The organism is Streptomyces sp. G-G2, from assembly GCF_030063135.1.
Classification (GTDB): Bacteria; Actinomycetota; Actinomycetes; order Streptomycetales; family Streptomycetaceae; genus Streptomyces.
The window spans coordinates 55,298-72,153 of sequence record NZ_JASISO010000025.1; the positions used below are offsets into that span (position 1 = coordinate 55,298).

Here is a 16,856-nt window from a genome sequence, read left to right on the forward strand (position 1 = left end):
TCGCACGTAAGACCGCGGCGCCGAAGCGAAACGACGGCCGCCGTGGCCGCGGGGGCCGGTCCGGCGGCCACGCTTCAGCTGCCCCTGCACCGCAGCGACTTCGTCCGCCGTCCAACTGCGCCACAGGCCCCAGGGCGTTAAACCATCCGGGCCCGGGGAGCTCCGGGTTCGAAACAGGCAGTGAGCTCGACGGCGAGATGCTCCACCAGCAGCAGGAAATCCTCGGACAGCGAATGCAGGTTATCCTGCCGCTGACCGATTCCCCGGCTTGGATCTCGTCGAAGAAGGAGTGGCGGAAGGCAGTGTGACCGGTTCCGCCACTGGCGATAGCGGGTCGGTGCTATCACTGTTGATGCCGGTAATTGAGGTGGCGTAGGCAGCCGGGACGGTCGCGGTGGCGGTACGCCGATTGTTGCGACGGCAACAGAGGCAAGAGCGCCTCACCCAGGTAGCCATACACCCTTCTACCAGCGCTCCCGTTCCGGCCTCCGCAAAGCCGAAGCCGCCCACTGCTGACAGTGGACGGCATTCGACGGACGCAGTCGGAAGCCTTACTCTCCGATGTTCAGTTCATCGACCTGCTCGATCCGATCCGGCGGCAGCCCGAGAGCCTCACCGAGCTCGTGAATCAGCTCGATCTCGGCCGAGGTGAGCGACTCCTCTTCATCGGACAGCACATCACAAAGACTCTGCAGTCCGATCTCGGCCTCGTCCACACGGATGTAGGTAAGTAGATCTTCCACCACGGGAGCGGGAACGTGACCGGAGAGCATGGCGGCCAGCTCTCGCAGCCTGTCATTGATCATCAACATGCTCCATGGTCCGGGAAGGCGGAGACAATTCCCCGGCCAGCTGGTTCCATCGCCACGCGGATGCACACTCCATCACGCACCCCAAAAACCTTGAACATTGCCGGATTTCCTCTCCGCGTCAACCACGCGCCGCCAGGCCCGCCTCCTTCCCAGCGTGAATTCGGGTCAGTCGCAATGTCGGACACATGTTCCATGATGTCGTCAGCGGACCAGCTCGACGGGAAGACCGTTTTGCCCGGGTTACCTGGCGCCATGTGGCCGCCGCTCCACTGTCCGTTCCTCCCTAGGCCGCCGCGGAGGATGTGAGATGTCGCCTGTTCGCTCGCCAGGTTGATGCGCCCGGGTGAGGGCTGCAGGGTCGCATCGCTGGCGCTACCCGTGCTGTCGACCGTGAAGCGCGCAGTTCCGCAGTTGTGGACCAGAACTGCAGTCGCACCTGCCAGCACATAATACGTGTGGAGGCCATCGACGGTCAGGTCATAGGTCGTGGTGTTGGCATGGTAAAGCCGCACCACCGTGACTTGGGCGGTGCCGGTGGGGGTTCTAAGGACGTCGCCGGGACGGAGGTCCTGGGCGTCTACGAAGGAGGACTGGGTCTGGTCGTAGAAGGGGTGGTGGTAGGTCGTGGTGAGAGTGGCGCCGTGGGTCGTGACGTCGCTGGCGCCGGCAGCGACGATGCTGGCGTTTCCGTCAGGGGAGCTTCCGAGAACGGCGGCGAAGGCCGCCACGGATGCCGCCAACCCCAGTGCGCCCCTGTGTAGTACCCGGGCCTTCGACGACTGATCCGGCGTTGAAGGGGTGCTGGCGTTCTCAGTGTTGGGGACGATGGTCAGGTCGACGAAGTCGTGGTCGGTGGTGGTGACGATGACCTTGTCGACCTTGTGGGTCTGGGCATCGTCCTTGCCAGGTGCGGCGTTCTCTACTTCGTCGCCCGCTTTGACCTGATCGATCGGTTTGGCCGTGCCGTCGGCCATCAGTACTGGGGTGGACCCGGTGAAACTGTGCGGCGGCGCCGACCCTTCGATCGGACAGCTCCCGCCGGCGCCCTCCTCCACAGGTCCGCTTTCGTCGGCGCCCTTGGAGGACCGGCCCTTTGCTGCGGCTGCACCGGTGAAGAGTATTCCGCCTGCGGCGCCGCCGATGGCGCCGTCCTCCGCGCCGCTGATGGCGGCGTTTGCGGCTCCCGACCATGAGCAGCCTGCTGAGGTGTCGGAGCAGGTGAGGCCGTAGTCGGCGGCGCCCGTTGCGCCGCCGGATATGCCGCCTACTGCGGCTCCTTCGAGGGTGTTGGTGACGAGTTTGGGCAGTATTTTGCCGATGGCGGCTTCGGCGAGTTTGCCTCCGAGTGCTCCTCCGAGTGCTCCTCCGATGGCGCCGCCGACGGCTCCGAGGAGGATCGCGCCGCCGAAGGCCTTCGCTGAGCAGGCTCCGCTTTGGCCGTCCATGCACTTGAAGCCCTGGTCGATGGCTCCGCCGACTTCGCCGGCGAGTGCGCCGCATGCTGCGGCTCCTACGACGGCTCCGACGCCGCCGGTGGCTGCGCCGATGGCGACCTCGCATCCGAGGAAGACGGCGGTGCTGGCTGCGAAGGAGGCGATGGCTGCGGCGTGGTTCTGGAAGAAGGTGGTAGTGGTATTCACCGCTACGGCTGCGGCCTGATAGGTGGTGGTGACGACTGCGACGGATTCGCGAGCTCGGCTGGTGACGTATGCGGTTGTTTCGTGCCACTTTTGGGTGACGGTTGCGCGGATGGGTCGGTAGGCATCGGCCAGCTGGCGTTTGAGACGATTGAGGTAGGCCATGGTGTCGTCGTATGCGTCAACGGTCGCGTGCCAGGCGCTGGCAGCCCAGTTGTATGCGCTGTTCAATTGGGTGGAGGCCCAGTTGGCGACAGTGTGATACGCGCCGGTGGCCGCCTTGACGGTGCTGTGCCACTCCTTGGAGACCCAGTGTGCGGCGTCTCCGAACCAGCTGTGGCCGCTTGGGTCGGTGCGGTTGAGGGGGTTGTCGTCGACGTAGACGAACGGGTTGGCCGCGACGGAGTTCGGTGCCGGGTCCAGGGACACGGTGTCCTTGTTCATGAACCGTCCGACGCCCGGGTCGTACCAGCGGGCGGCCATGTTCACCTGGCCGGTGCTGTTGTCGGTCCATCCGCTCTGGTAGCCAAGGCTGCCTGCGGGGGTGTTGGTGGTGGCGGTGGGGTTGCCCAGTGGGTCGTAGCTCCGGGATGCGGAGAGGGTGGGCGACGCGGCAGTGAAGTTGCCGACCACGTCACCGTGCTGGTCGTTGTAGGCGAGTGCGGAAGTGGCGGGGCCGCCTGCGATGGTGCCGATGCCCAGGAGGGAGCCGCCCGGGGTGCGGGTGTAGGTGTTGACGCCGTCGGAGGCGACGCTGTTGTCAGCGCCGCTGTAGGCGAAGGTGGTGGTGGCGCCAGTGCCGGCAGTGCTGGTGATGACGCGGTCCAGGGCGTCACTGAGGTAGGTCTGGGTGCCTTGGGTGACCTGACGGTCGAAGGCGTCTGAACTGGACGTGATCGGCGTGGCGCCGCTGGTTTTCCGGGTGACGGTTCCGCGGGCCGAGTAGGTGTAGGTGTTGATGCCGTCGCCGGTGAGTTGGTTGCGGGCATCGTAGGTGTACACGTTTGCGCCGGACTGGATGCGGTTGCCCGAGGTGTCGTAGCCGTATGCGGTGGTTGCGGTGCCGTTGTTCCAGGAGGTGAGGCGGTTGGCCCAGTCGTAGGTGTAGGTGTTGGAGGCGGCTCCGGCCAGGCCGGTGGTCGTCTTGGATGTCTCGTTGTCGTTGCCGTCGTACCCGTAGGCGATGGAGGCCACGGAAGCGCCTGCGCTGGTTTTGAGGCTGTCGCCGGTCAGTCTGTGCAGGTGGTCGTAGGTGTAGGAGCGGGTGTTTCCCGTGCCGTACTGAATCGTGCTCGGCTGGGAGAGGGTGTTGTAGCTGTAGGTGAGTTTGGTGGTGGTGGCCGCGTCGGTGATGGTGGCGAGCCGGTCGGCGTTGTCGTAGGTGTAGGCCGTGGTGCCGGAGGCGTCGGTGCGGGCGGTGGGCAGGCCGTCGTTGTTGAAGGCGAAGGAGCTGGTTCCGCCGCTGCCGCTCACGCTGAGTGGCTGGCTGCGGTCGTTGTAGGTGAGGGTCTCGTTTGTGGCTCGGAGCGTGGTGTCGATCGCCGCGGTGTTGGCGGTGAGCAGACGGTTGTCTTTGTCGTAGGTGAAGCTGCGGCTGGCGGTGGCGGCTTCGGCGCCGGTGCCGTCCCGCGAGGTGATGTTGCCGAGGTTGTCGTAGCCGACCGTGACCTTTACGCCGCCCGGTGAGGTTTGGGTGACCGGGCGTCCGGCGGCGTCGTAGGTGGTGGTCTGGGTGGAGTCCGCAGCGGTGGTGTAGCTGTAGGTCGATGTGGTCACCGACGGCTGGATGGTTGATTCGGGCAGGTTCCACGCGTTGTAGGTGGAGTAGGTGCTGTTGCCGCGGCCGTCGGTGAAGCGGGTGCGCTGCCCGGAGGCGTCGTAGCCGAAGGACGTGGTGATCGAGTGGGTGGCGTCGACCGGTTGCACCTCGCCGGTCAGCAGTCCGGTGGCGTCACGGGTGAAGGTGGCAGTGTGCTGGTTGGCGTCGGTGGCGGACATGGTGCGGCCCATGGCGTCATAGGTCGCCGATTTACTGGAGAGGACGGTGGTGCCGTCGGTGTCGAGTGACTGGATGGTCAGCGGGTCACCGAGCTGGTCGAGGGTGACCTTGCTCTTGGTGCCGTCGGGCAGGGTCGTTATGGTCTTGCGGCCCTGGAGGTCGTAGGTGTAGCGGGTGGTGTTTCCCGCGCCGTCGGTGACCTGGGTCTGTTCGCCGACCTTGTCGTACCCGTAGGAGGCGGTGACACCGTTGTGGGTTGTGGTGGAGGCCAGGAAGGCTCCGCCCGGGTTGATGGCGCTCGCTGCGTAGGAGTTGGTTGTGGTGATGGCGGACGGCGCCGGGAACCGCTCCAGAATGGTGCTGGTCACCTTCCGGCCCAGGTAGTCGTACGTGGCCTGGGTCTGGATCCCGGCAGGGTCGGTGGCGGCGAGGGCCTGGCCGTTCGGGTCGAACAGGGTGTGGCTGACGCCGTTGTTGGCGTCGGTGACCTGGGATGTGTCACCCAGTTGGTCATAGAGGTAGGACGTGGTGTGGGTCAGAGGGTCGGTGACCTTGGTGAGATTGCCTGCCTTGTCGTATGTCAGGCTCGTGCTGGCACCGGTGATCGGCGTACCGCCGCCAGGGGGGGTGTACGAGGGCAGGGTCTGCCCGGCCTTTCGGCCCGAAGCGTCGTAGGCGGTCGTGACGGTGTTTCCGTTGGGGTCCTGGGTTTCGGTCTGATCGCCGAAGGTGTCGTAGCCGACCAGGGCCGTCGGGTGTACCAAGCTTGCGGGGCCGCCGTTGGGTTCGGCGTTGACGGCCGGGGCGCTGGTGACGGTGAGGTGGCCGGCCTCGTCGTAGGTGTAGTTGGTGGTGTTGGTGTTGGGGTCCGTCATGCTCGTGGGCAGACCGCGCTGGTCGAGCTTCCAGGTGCTGGTGGCCTCCGTGCTGGAAGCGGTCGTGCCGCCGGAGCGGCCGGCGCCGTAGAGGGTGGCGACGTCCGCTGCTGTGAGAGCCCGGCTGTATGCCTGGACATTGCCGATCTGGCCGTTGTGGGTGTTCCCGGACAGGTATCCGCCGCCGGCCAGTTTGGCGTTGCCGATGGTCAGGGGTCCGTTTGCGTTCCAGGGGCTGGTGTTCGTCGCGGTGCCCGCCAGGACACCGTTGACGTACAGGCTCATGGTGCTGGTGGCGGAGTTGAAGACACCGACGAGGTGCGTCCAGGTGTTCAGTGCAGGGGCGGTTGGAGCTGTCGCCATGGCATAGGTGAGGCCGCTGGTCGCATCCGCACTCGGAGACTGGAACATCCATTTGCCGAAGTTCGGCGCGTACTGGAGGAAGAACGCTCCGTGGTTGGTGCCGCCCTGGGCAACGATCGTGCGGAAGTTGCTGGTGTCCGCGAGGTTGGCCCAGGCCGAGACGGTGTACGACGCCGCTGTGTTGAGGACCGGCCCGTTGGTGGAGATCCCGCCGGTGGTGCCGTTGAAGGCTGCCGCTCCGTCCGTCCAGGACACCGGCCCGGTGCTCGAGGCGGTGTTTCCTGTGCCCGAGGCGTCAGTAGCGGTCGTGCCGGACGTTTGGTTCAGCGGCCACCATCCGGCCGGGTGTCCGGCCGCGTCCTCTTGCAACGTGCGGCTCGTTACGTTGCCCATCGGGTCGAACGTCGTTTTGGTGGTGTGGCTGGCACCGCTCGCATCGGTGAGGGTGCTGGTGGCGGGCTTGTCATCGGGGGTGAAGGACACGGTGGTCGTGCGGTTTACCCCGTCCGGGTCCACGGTGGTGGAGGTGGGCCTGCTGGCGGCGTCCAGGGTGGACTTGGTGACGGTTGCGCCGTTGTTGGTCGCCTGCTGGACAACGTTCCCGGCCGCGTCGTAGCTGTTGGACTGCTGGACGAAGGTTTTCGTGCCGGTGGAGTCGACGCGGGTGACGGTCGCGCTCAGGTTGTTGTCGGTGTAGGTGTAGGCGGTGGAGTTGCCCATCGCGTCGGTGACGGACTGCAGCCGGCCGGCCGGGTCGTAGGCGCGAGAGGTGGTCACCAGGTCCTGGGCCGCCGACGGGTTCACCGGGTCGCCGGTGTAGCCCTTGAGGGTCTGGGTGAGCTGATGGCCATTGGGGTCGTAGGTGTACGCGGTGACGTTTCCGAGGGCGTCCTTGACGGTGGCCTGGTTGCCGTAGGCGTCGTAGGTGTAGTTCTTGATGCCGCCGGTCGCGTCCGTGGTGGTCGCGGCTTCGTCGTACGCGTTGTAGATCGTCGACACCGTGCGCGAGGCGTCGCCGCCGGTGAGGTCGGCGACGGTCTGTGACAGGACCTGCCCGTCCGCGTCGAAGACGGTGGTGGTCTGCGGCTGGTGAACAGCCCCGGTGACCCGGTTGGTTGCCTTCGCGTCGGTCTGCGACGTGACCCGGGACTCTCCGTCGTAGCCGAAGGAGGTGACCAAGCCCGCAGGGAAGGTGTCCGAGATCGCCGTATTGGTCAGGACACGGCCGAGATTGTCATAGGTGAATTTTGTGACCAGCCCGTTGGGATCGGTCATCGAGGCGATGTCACCGTTGCGGAAGTAGCTGATCGTGGTGGTCGCGCCGCCCGGTGAAACCGTCTTGGAGGGCAGCCCTTTGGGGGCGAACCCGCTGTCGGCAGCGGGGTTCGTGGTGCCGTCGGTGTAGGACACGAGGGTCGACCGGCCGGACGGGAAGCCCGCCACTGGCGGGGTCGTGACCTTCGTACGGTTCCCCAGGGCGTCATAGGAGTATGACGTCAGATAGGTGTTGTCGGTCGCGGAAGCGGACCGGCCGTCGCGGACGGTGTCGACCAAGTCGTTGATCGGGCTGGGAGTCAGCTGTGCGCTGGTGTCGTCCGGAAGGTATGTGGTGTAGGTGGTGGAGCACGAGTTGGCGGCCTGGTTCTGGCAGGTGGTCTTGGAGACCTCGTTGCCCCGTACGTCGTGGCCTGCGGTGCTCACATTGCCGTTCGGGTCGGTCACGGTGTGCAGATAGCCGCCGGTGTCGTACCCGTAGAACGTCTTGTTGCCGAGCCCGTCGATCTGGGCAACCATGCGGTTGCCGTTCCACAGGTCGTACTGGTATTTGACCGCCTTGCCACCAGGATCAGTGACGCTTGCGGTCTGCAGCGGTGCGAGACCGGTGGAGTTCTGCCCGGCGTTGAAGTGCGCCGAGGCATCCTGACCCGTGAGCTGCGTACGGTAGAAAGCGACCTCGGCGATCGAACCAGGGAAGTATCCGAGTTCGTTTGTCGGGTGGTTCGGCCAGTTGCCACCGGCTTCGCCTGCTCCGATGTAGGTGTAGTTCGCAACACTGGTGAGCAGGGCGGCGGTGGTGCTGCCCGCCTTGGTTCCGTCCAGGTACAGGGCCTGGCCGCTGGTGGCTCCGGCGGCGAGCATGACGTGATGCCACTTGCCGTCGTTGATCTTCCCCGGCGAGGTCATCATGCCGCCGGTGCCGTTGGTGTCCCAGAACTTGCCGTACAGCTTTCCGTCCGTGCCCACGTACAGGGCCGGTGTCCAGTTACCCCCGGTGGGATTGCCGCCGGTCAGGGATTGCGCCATCTGGTCGTACAGGACGCCGCCGGCGGTGTTTCCGGCAGGCATCTTGAACCACATGTCGACCGAACCGGGCTGTGTGACGACCTGGTCTGTCGAGGGCAGCTGGATGTAGGACGAAGTGCCGTTGAAGGAAGCCGCCGTGTTGTCGGCGAACGGTCCGGCGGCGCCGAGCGTGACGCCGTTGTAGGTCGCGGGGCCGGAGTGGATTTCGTCGTAGGCCTGCGACGCGCCCGCGGCGTCGCCGAGCCGGTGGTAGGTGGCGGGCGCTGCGCCGAGGACGGCAGCGCGGTATATCTGGCTGGATCCGGTGACGGTGGGCGTCGACATCGTCCAGGAGCCACCGTTTTCATCGGTGGCGCCGGTGACCGCAGCCGTTGCCGCGTTGTAGGTAACTGCCGAGTACGCCTTGCCGGAAGGCCGCGTGACGGAGGTCAGCAGGCTCGTCTGCTTTGTGCCGGCCTGCTGTAGAGCGGTGACGCTCGCCTGCGAAAGGGGCTTGTTGAAGAACGAGACGTTCGCGATCGAACCGTTGAAGTACGTGCCGTAGAGCGTGCTCGAGTTCGGGTGCGGCTGGTCGGGCCACGCATCACCAAGGTAGCCGGTTCCCACGTACACGTGGTTGAACTGCCACGGCGCCATGTTGCCGCCGCCATCCGCGCTGTAGCCCGCGCCGGTGCCGACCTGGTTGCCGTCCAGCCACATCGTCTGCGCGGTCCACGACCCGGCGAGCGCCACGTGGTGCCACTTGCCGTCGGTCACGGCGCTGCTGGTCTTGATGGTGCTCATGTCGGTGCCGGCCCGGAGGGTGCCGTTGAGCTTTCCGTCCGTGCCCACGTACAGGACCGGAATGATGTTCCCGGAGGTCTCCGTTGCCTTGACGGCCATGTCGGAGTAGGAGAACAGCACCCCTGGCGCCTGTGTGGATGTCTTGAACCACAAGGAGACGGTCTGGGCGGTGGAGCTGCTGGCGTGCAGGTCGGGCAGCTGCACTGAGGATGACGTCCCGTTGAAGCCTGCTGCTGTCGCCGGGCTGCCCGCCCCGAGGCCGGGCTGCCCCAAAGTGACGTTGCTGTAGGTGCCGTTATCGGCGCCCTGCTGGGACAGGACGGTGCTGGCCGCTGTGGTACCGGATGACTCCGACAGGGGCCAGAAGGAGCTGGCGCCCTGGTCGAGGACCTGGCTCTGGTACGGAGATCCGGCGGTGTAGCCGTACTGGGTGCAGTTCGTGGTGCTGGTCGGCGGACAGACCTTCGCCAGCTGGTCACCGGTGTACGTGTAGGTCCACGTGAGCGGGTTGGCCGTGGTGACCGGGTCGGTGACCACCGTCGCGACGTGCGCCCCGGACGCGCCGGCAGGAGTGGACCAGGTCAGGTGCAGGGCCCGCCCGGAAGCCGCGGAGGTGACGGTGGTGACCTTGCCGGAGGTCAGGCTGAAGGTCTGGGCACGGCCATTGGCATCCGTGATGGAGGCGAGTGCGAAACTTCCGGATCCCAGCGCCTGCGTGAAGGCATAGGTGGTGGCATTCTTGTCGGTCAGCGAGTATCCGCCGGTGATGCTCTTGAAAGTGGCGAACCGGCCCTGCGGTGCGGTGAAGGACCCGTCGGAGTTACGGCCGTAACCGATCACTGAACCGTCCGGATACGTCACTTGGACACTGCCGACCGCACCGGCGGAGTCGTACTGCTCGGTGGCCTTCGCGTCGAACAGGCTGGACCAGCCTGTGCCGAATGCTCCGGTCGTCCGTGAGTCGCGCGAGTTGTAGTCACGTGTCACCGTGAGCGATGGCCCCGGTGAGGAGACGTTCGCGTCGGTGGCTGTGGTCGTGTAGTTGCCGATCGCCGGGTTGAACCCGTGGTGGTCGGTGTTCTGCGACAGCCCGGAGGCGATGACCGGCTGCGGAACCTGAGTGGTCAACTGTTGCCAGTTGGGTCCTGCCGAGTAGTTGGTGCCGTCATTGGACTGCACCTCCCAGTAGTAGGCCTGACCCCACTTGAGCTTGCCCGCCGGGACGTCGTAGTAGCTGTTGGTGATCAGCCCTGAATCGGCGAGCTTGTTGCCCGAGGTGTCGTAGATCTGGAAGTCGAACTTGGGGGTGACGGAGACATTGTTGTCCACCGTCCCATTGGCACTCAGCTGTGGTGTCAGAGTCTGCACCGGCGAGTTGTTCGGCGGGCTGGTCGACAGGATCTGCGGCAGCAACGCGCCGGTATACGTCAGCTTCAGGCTGGGACCGCGCAGGGTGTTGTAAGAGGCGAACTGCTTCCAGTGCAGGTTGTCGGCCGTCGACGCCGTGACGGCCAGACCGTAATCGTTGGTCGCCCCGGTCGCCGCGGCCCAGTTGTTGAACGGAGTCGTGGACAGGGGCACCGTCAGGTAGTCCCCCTTCGACTGGTCGCCGCCGCTGTTGGCGCATCCGTTGGGCACGCTCGGGGTGAGGTTGCCGATGGACGCGCCGTAGGTCAGCCCGGGGTAGGAGGTCACCTTCGACGGTGTCCACGCCTGGGTGATGGGAGCGACGTCAAACCGCTCCGGCGTGCACGTGGAGGACCACACGTCGAAGAGGGTCAGCGAAGCCGCGGACACGTTGGCCCTTGAGCCGTCCAGCCCCAGGTAGGGAAACTGCATGAAGGAGATGGCCGAGTGAGGACCGGAGTCGAAGGAACCGACCTTGGTGGTCAGCTCCATCGAGTGGTCGATGTCGTTGCCCGCCCCCGTCTCCGCGTAAGTGGTCAGAGCATGGACATTGTTGTAAGACGGGTCGACCGTCACCGGGAAGGTACGGCCGGCGTCGTGCAACCACGCCGGATCCAGCGTCATGACCAGGGCGGTACGGCCCTGAGACGACTTCAGCTCGTAACGCACTTGGTGAGTCGTCCCTCGCTCACCGGAAGTACGGTCGATCTTCGAGTCATAGGCGTACGCAGGCGGGATCACCCCCTGCGTCTTGCCGGAGGCCTCCACCAGAGTGATGGCGCCGTCCTTCCCCGCTACCGCACTGAGCCCCTTCAGATCCAGGGGGAACGTCCACACATTGCCGGCCTGCGGCGAGTGGATGACCAGCGCCTCCTTGAGTCCCACCGTGCTCGGCTCCAGCACGAGGTCCGTCTGGGGAAGCACACCCTTGTACGTTGCCGTCGAGCCCGAGACCACCGGTGCGACAGCCGCCGCGCCCTGCAAGCCGTACGACATGGTGTGGCCACTGTCGACAGCCAGGTGAACCAAGGAGGTGTCGGCGGCACTCCGCGCGAAGTCAACCGCACTGGCCCCGGCCGCCTGATGCAACCTGCCGTCCGCGCCATCATGAACACTCGTGTCGATGGGCTGCCAGGTACCGGAAGGGTCCTGGTAGTTCTTGGGGAGCTGGGTGAGGTCGCGGGTGTACGAGCCGTCGGCGTTCTCGAAGTAGTCCGACGTCGCCGTCGACTTCGTTGCGTTTCGCTTGCTGGTCCGGGCGTCGAAGCCCAACTTGTCACCGCTGGGGCCCGCCGTCACCTTTCGCGCGTACGGGGCGTATTCGGGCAGCTCGCCCTTCCCCTTCCCAGGGGCCTGACCTGCCCCCTTTCCGGCTCGAGTGGATGCCGCGGACACTTGGTGCCCACGTCCGGCAGCAGTGCCCGACTGCTGCTTCGGCAGGTCACCCCAGTGCGGTGATGGCGGTGTATCCGAGGTGATCCAGTCGGCCAGGGAGGACAGCTTGGGCAGGGTGACGGCCGGCAGGGTCGCGCCGGTATTCATCGCGGTCTGGGTGCTCAGCCACAAGGCTGTGGCTGACAGCATCCCAACAGCGGTAACGCGCCGCAGGCGGCGAAGTCTTCGCGCCTGCTTGGTGGAGCCGCGGAAACGGCGTGGACGCACGAAAACTCCAGAGGAAGATCTTTAGGTGAACCAACAGACCCTCCCTGGTGCGCTCGTCGAAGCGCCAGAGCTGTAGATAAGATTTACGTAAGAGCGTGAAGATCTTGTGTAAACGATGGCGAAGCTGCCGCCGATTCGTTACCTACGTGATCTTTCCCTGTTGAGCTGCGGTCTTCACTAGTCGCGCTACCTCAGAACCGGCCTCAGGAGAGTCCGAAACCACCGTGACGTTGCTCGTCGGCGTTCCACCGCCCACCACCACAAAGCGCACCTTGTGCGCCTGCGAAGCGACTTGGATAACGGCGGCGGCCTGAACGTCGCCCACTGCCACCACCACATCGCAGTGACGCTGAACCAACGTGTTCGCATAGGGGACCGCGTTGCCCACAGTCGCCGGACCGAACACCGGAAGCGAACTCACCTTCGCGTGCGTCTCCAGGGACGCACTCTCCATCCCCGCCCAGATCTGTGCAGCCTGCGATCCGGTCACCCCCTGCGCATCCGACAGCAGGCATGCACTGAAAGCGGTGTACTGACGCGCTCGGGGCACCGGCGACGGCCCGGCGCTGCCACTCAGCACGACAACAGCGGCAGCTGCGGCCGCCAGCGCAAACCCTGCCCCCGCGAACAACAACATCCGACGACGTCTCATGGACAACCCTTTCCTCGTGGCACGGCACATCGCCCACCACAGCCCGCGCGAGCATATGCGCCCTCCCGCCCGCTCACGCCAAGGGGTAGTACGACCTCGCAGAGCACCCTGTCGCTCACGCCATACGTGCGTGCCAGCGTTCAACCCTCCCATTTGAGGGGCCCTCAGCCGCCACAGGCCTTGCGGATGTCACACCGGCCCGCGATATCGTGTGCCGGTTCGACGCCGATGGTGTCCGACCCCAACCGTCCCCCCGAAAGGTCACCAGTGTCGTTCCCGCCGAGTCATACCGCCCTGCCCGCACGCGCTGCCATCACCAAATGGGCTCCCCGTGTGCTGCTTGCCCTGGTACCGGTACTCAGCCTGGGGCTCCTGTGCGCCGTACCCTCCCTGGTCCTAGCTGTGCGGCGGAATTCCCGAGCCGGATGGGTCGGCTTCGCCTGCTTCGCCGCACTCACAGTTGCCTGGGTCACCAACACCGAACTCCACAAGTTCGAAACATCGGCAGGGGCCTCGGTCGTCAACATCCTTCTCCTCCTCCTCACGACCGTCGGCGCAATGCTGCATTGCCTTCTCACCTGGACCACCACGAAGCGATCTCCCGAAACAGAGACCAAATGACCCGCGCGATCCCGAATTAGGGTGTTCAATCAAGCCTTGGTCGCCGTTGCTGTCGTGTTCAGCAACGGATCAAAGCCGTCCGAGTAGTGCTGGTGCCCCGATGCTCTGAGCGTTCGCCTTCACGAAAGGGCCTGACCCTGGCCTGATGCTGGGGCCCCTCCGATCCTGGGCCCGCCAGCATCAGGCCGTTGCCGTCGCGGCGAGCTTGTACCGCTGGATGTACGTCACGACGTCCCCGCCGACCGGGTCGGCGCCTTCGTCCACGAGGAGCTCCCGGGCCCACACGTTCAGACCGGGGGCGGTGACCGGCTGCTCCCAGTCGCCCGCCGGCGTGCGCTGGAGGAATGCACGGCGTACCCGGTCGGCCAGCCACTCGGCCTGGTCGGTGCGGGCGCCGACGATCGTCACCTGAAACGCCGGACAGGCGTCCTCGGAGTAATCAGCGAACGGCGAGCCGCCCACCAGACCGCCCAAGGGGTAGAGCACGCTGTACGGAAGCGGCGCCGGCCGGCCGTCCACCAGCGGGAGCCCCCCGAGCCCGCAGGGCCTGCCGGTCGCCGCGGTCAGCATGGTGCGTACGGCGGCCGTGAGCGGAGCCCTGTCGATCAATCGGAGCCTCCCGTGAAATGGGAGGCCGCGGGCCCCTCGATGGACAGCACGCCGTACCGGCACATGCCGAGCCCGTCCCACTCCGTGACGCCCGGCGTCGTGATGATCGAGAGAGTGCGTTCGCCATCCGCGTCCAGCAGCTCGGCGACGACCACGGCCCGGGACAGCATGCCGCGTTCGTGCCCGCCGAGGACATCGGTCAGGGCCTCCTCAATGTCGGCGGCGAGATCGGTCACAGGGCACGCTCCACCGCAGCACCGAGAATCCGGGCGACGACCGGACCGGATGCTTCGACCGCGGGTCCGACGTGAGGGAACGGGGGCTGCGCGTACCGGCGCCCGAGGCTGTCCGTCCCGACGAACCCGTACTCCAGCCTCCGGGCCTGCGGGGCGTCCGAGCCGATCTCTGCGATGAACACCGGCCCCGCTGCTGTCACGTCGGACTGCCACGAAGCCCGGTACTTGCCGGTGATCACCCGCGGGCCCGGATGGCCAGACGCCCGCTGACGGATCGAAGCCACCAGCAGAGCCGCGCTGACCCGGGCCGCAGCCTCCGACTCCGAGCGCAGGGAGAGCCCCTTCTGATCGAAGAGGGCCGCGAGCGCCGCCGGATGGTTGAAAGATCCCCCCTTCGCCCGGCTCACTGGGCGCCCCGGTCACGCTGCTCCAGCCAGACGGTCCGCAGAACCGGAAGCGACGACACCTCTCCCATCGTGGTCACCTCATACGTACGGCCCTCGGCCTGCCGGTCATGAGCCGCGACCACCAGCACCACGTCACGGTCCTCCAGCTCCGGCGCCGACAGCGGCAGCAGCAGCTTGTACCCGGCCCGGATCTCCTCCGCCCACGCCCCGTCCCGGCTTCTGCTGCGGATCTTCTCCTGCTGCGGGTACAGCCCGGCGTTCCCGTCGTAGACCATGAGCGGAGGCCCGTCGACCAGCTGCCCGGTCTTCGGGTCGAGGACCTGCTCACCGACATCACGCATCACCCTCACCGTGTCCGGCATCAGGTGCCGCTCCGCGAAGCGGGCAACCCCCGCCTGATCAAGCACCGACAGCCCACTCCCGAAGCTGCGCCAGCAACCCGCGGGTCAGCTCTCCAGGCCGCCCGTCAAGGTCATCGCGGGCGAACATGGCCTCATCCAGCTTCTGGGCATCCACGGCGTTGAGGAAGTCGACCACCACGTGTCGGAGATTGGCCGGCTCGGCCATGACCTCGGCCAGGCCATCGAAGCCGAACCCCTCCCAGCCCGGCGACAGGAACAGCGTCACCTCCGGCGCCTCGCCCGGTACTTGTGTGACCCGGTAGACCTCTACGGCCGGGGCCACGTCGAGGCCGCAGACCTCGATCACCGGTGGCTCATCCGGGAGAGCAGTGATACGGACACGACGGGGCTGATCGAACGCGCTCATGAAGAGAACGCTAGGTGCGCGGGGCTCACGCTCCGCAGAGGCAGTAAGCGAACGGATCGGGACATCCTCTCGGCGCCCTGTTAAGGGCCGCCAACTAGGAGCAGTTGGTGGCGAACCTGCTGACCGGAGGGTGCGCGGTTGCCGCGAGCGGGGCAGTGCGGCTGCATGTTCGACCGGAATCCGCGCCCCCGGGTGCATCCGGAAGACATGCCAGCGGCGCCCCAGCTCGAGGCACTGCCCGCAGGTGGCGGGGCAACTACTCGACGCGCCGGGCCGGATTGCTGTCCTTGACGTCTCACGCCCCGAATTATTCGCACACACGTTTGCGTTGATGAGTTACCTTCGCCCCTCCCACACCAACAACGGGAGGACCTCGTCATGCAACTCATCGCCAGACGCGCCCTGTTACGGATGGCAACCGCTCTGACCGCAACGCTGATTACGGTAGCCGGGACGACTGTGGCCGCGTCGGCGCAGCCCATCCCTGAGATTGCCTCCCCAGTGGCCACCGGGCGCCCTGTGCCGGACCAGGGAAACCAGGACAGGAAGCCCGCCCCCAAACCGCAAACTGACCCCGCGGCGCACGGTGTGGGCAGCCCTACCAAGTGCTCGGAGCCGAACGCCGACGGTAACCGCAGCTGTATCGAATTCGGCAGCCGGGACACGCCGCCCCGTGGCGTGCTGCCGCAGGAGCGTGGCCTCTCCGCTGCGATCACACCCCCACAGTGGTGCGACCAGGCCCGTGACCAGGTCTGGGCCACGCGAACCCAGGCGTGCATCTGGACCACGCTCACGTACACCACTCAGCGAGTGGTCAACGGGCAGACAACGACCACTGGGGAAGCCCAGATGACGATCATGCAGTACAACTACACTGACCCCGGTATGGGTCGGTACGGACACCAGATCGACACCTCCATGTACAGCGGCTGGGGCGACGCGACCAAGGCCACGATCGACGGACAGGGAACTCTGGCCGGACCCTGCACCCGCAACGGCGCCACGTTTCCCCAGAAGCCCTTGTCGCCCGCGAACAGCTGGCAGACCGGCGAATCCTTCTACGACACCACGGCCACGGCACCAGGCGCCACAGGCACGTGCGAGACGATGTGGTACCTCACCTTCACCAACGCCCCCTATTCTCCGGCCGTCACCAGCCGGTCAATGAAGGAGGTGCGCTGCGACAACGCCACCGCCGGCCGCCCCGTCGTGGGCTGCGTCGTGCCGTGGGCCGCGTCCGACCTTGTCTACACCCGGACCGCCACCCCCGAACTCGCCGACCACGTAGCCAAAGCGCAGGCTACGGGGCTGCCCTCCCGACTCACCCGCACGGAGAACCAAACCATCATCGACTCCAACCGGACCAAGGCGTGCGGCTCCGCTCCGAGCGTGCCGAACAAGTCGTGCGACGAGTACCCCATCGCTTCATCCCATCAAGGGCTCAACGCTGGCGGCACACGCCGTACCCACCCCGGCTGCGGGTTCACCGGCGTCCCCGCGGGCACAGGCCCGACGGGGGTGAGCGTCTGCATGATTGCCGCCCCCGACAACAACTCGCAGGGCGGCACGAACACACAGTTCTTCCGGCGCGAGCGGGTACTCGAAAACGACCCCTTCAACGTCGTCGTCCGCTGACGCACGGCGCTCCCCACTCCGCGTAAGGCGGCGCTGTTGCCTCAGGAGCACCACAGCTGATTTCCTCAGGTACCCGGGGCGGAGCC

Annotated in this window: 9 protein-coding genes; 1 reads left to right on the forward strand and 8 read right to left on the reverse strand. The window is 66.2% G+C overall.

What is annotated here, in order from left to right:
• Window positions 1-551: 551 nt before the first annotated feature.
• The 8 genes from QMF80_RS20675 to QMF80_RS20710 form a co-directional block, all read right to left on the reverse strand.
• Window positions 552-806, reverse strand: a complete 255-nt coding sequence (locus QMF80_RS20675) for a MafI family immunity protein (protein WP_283455449.1) — start codon at window positions 804-806, stop codon at window positions 552-554.
• On the reverse strand, window positions 806-11,764 hold the full coding sequence (locus QMF80_RS20680) for a LamG-like jellyroll fold domain-containing protein (RefSeq protein ID WP_283455451.1): 10,959 nt from the start codon (window positions 11,762-11,764) through the stop codon (window positions 806-808). Before QMF80_RS20680 ends, QMF80_RS20675 begins: the two co-directional genes overlap by 1 nt.
• A gap of 220 nt (window positions 11,765-11,984) precedes the next feature.
• The gene (locus QMF80_RS20685) at window positions 11,985-12,479 is read right to left on the reverse strand and encodes a type 1 periplasmic-binding domain-containing protein (RefSeq protein WP_283455452.1); all 495 of its coding nucleotides are present in this window, start codon (window positions 12,477-12,479) and stop codon (window positions 11,985-11,987) included.
• Between the two features lie 816 nt (window positions 12,480-13,295).
• Window positions 13,296-13,724, reverse strand: coding sequence for a hypothetical protein (locus QMF80_RS20690; protein WP_283455454.1), 429 nt, complete (start codon window positions 13,722-13,724; stop codon window positions 13,296-13,298).
• On the reverse strand, window positions 13,721-13,960 hold the full coding sequence (locus QMF80_RS20695) for a hypothetical protein (protein ID WP_283455456.1): 240 nt from the start codon (window positions 13,958-13,960) through the stop codon (window positions 13,721-13,723). Before QMF80_RS20695 ends, QMF80_RS20690 begins: the two co-directional genes overlap by 4 nt.
• On the reverse strand, window positions 13,957-14,367 hold the full coding sequence (locus tag QMF80_RS20700) for an HK97 gp10 family phage protein (protein ID WP_283455458.1): 411 nt from the start codon (window positions 14,365-14,367) through the stop codon (window positions 13,957-13,959). The genes QMF80_RS20695 and QMF80_RS20700 overlap by 4 nt, the downstream gene beginning before the upstream one ends.
• Complete coding sequence (locus tag QMF80_RS20705; RefSeq protein WP_283455460.1) at window positions 14,364-14,774, reverse strand: DUF6093 family protein; 411 nt, start codon at window positions 14,772-14,774, stop codon at window positions 14,364-14,366. Before QMF80_RS20705 ends, QMF80_RS20700 begins: the two co-directional genes overlap by 4 nt.
• A complete protein-coding gene (locus QMF80_RS20710) occupies window positions 14,767-15,135 on the reverse strand; it encodes a hypothetical protein (RefSeq protein WP_283455462.1) in 369 nt (122 codons plus the stop codon). Before QMF80_RS20710 ends, QMF80_RS20705 begins: the two co-directional genes overlap by 8 nt.
• A 378-nt stretch (window positions 15,136-15,513) precedes the next feature.
• Here QMF80_RS20710 and QMF80_RS20715 point away from each other — a divergent pair, with 378 nt between their 5' ends.
• Complete coding sequence (locus QMF80_RS20715; RefSeq protein ID WP_283455464.1) at window positions 15,514-16,770, forward strand: NucA/NucB deoxyribonuclease domain-containing protein; 1,257 nt, start codon at window positions 15,514-15,516, stop codon at window positions 16,768-16,770.
• Window positions 16,771-16,856: the final 86 nt, after the last annotated feature.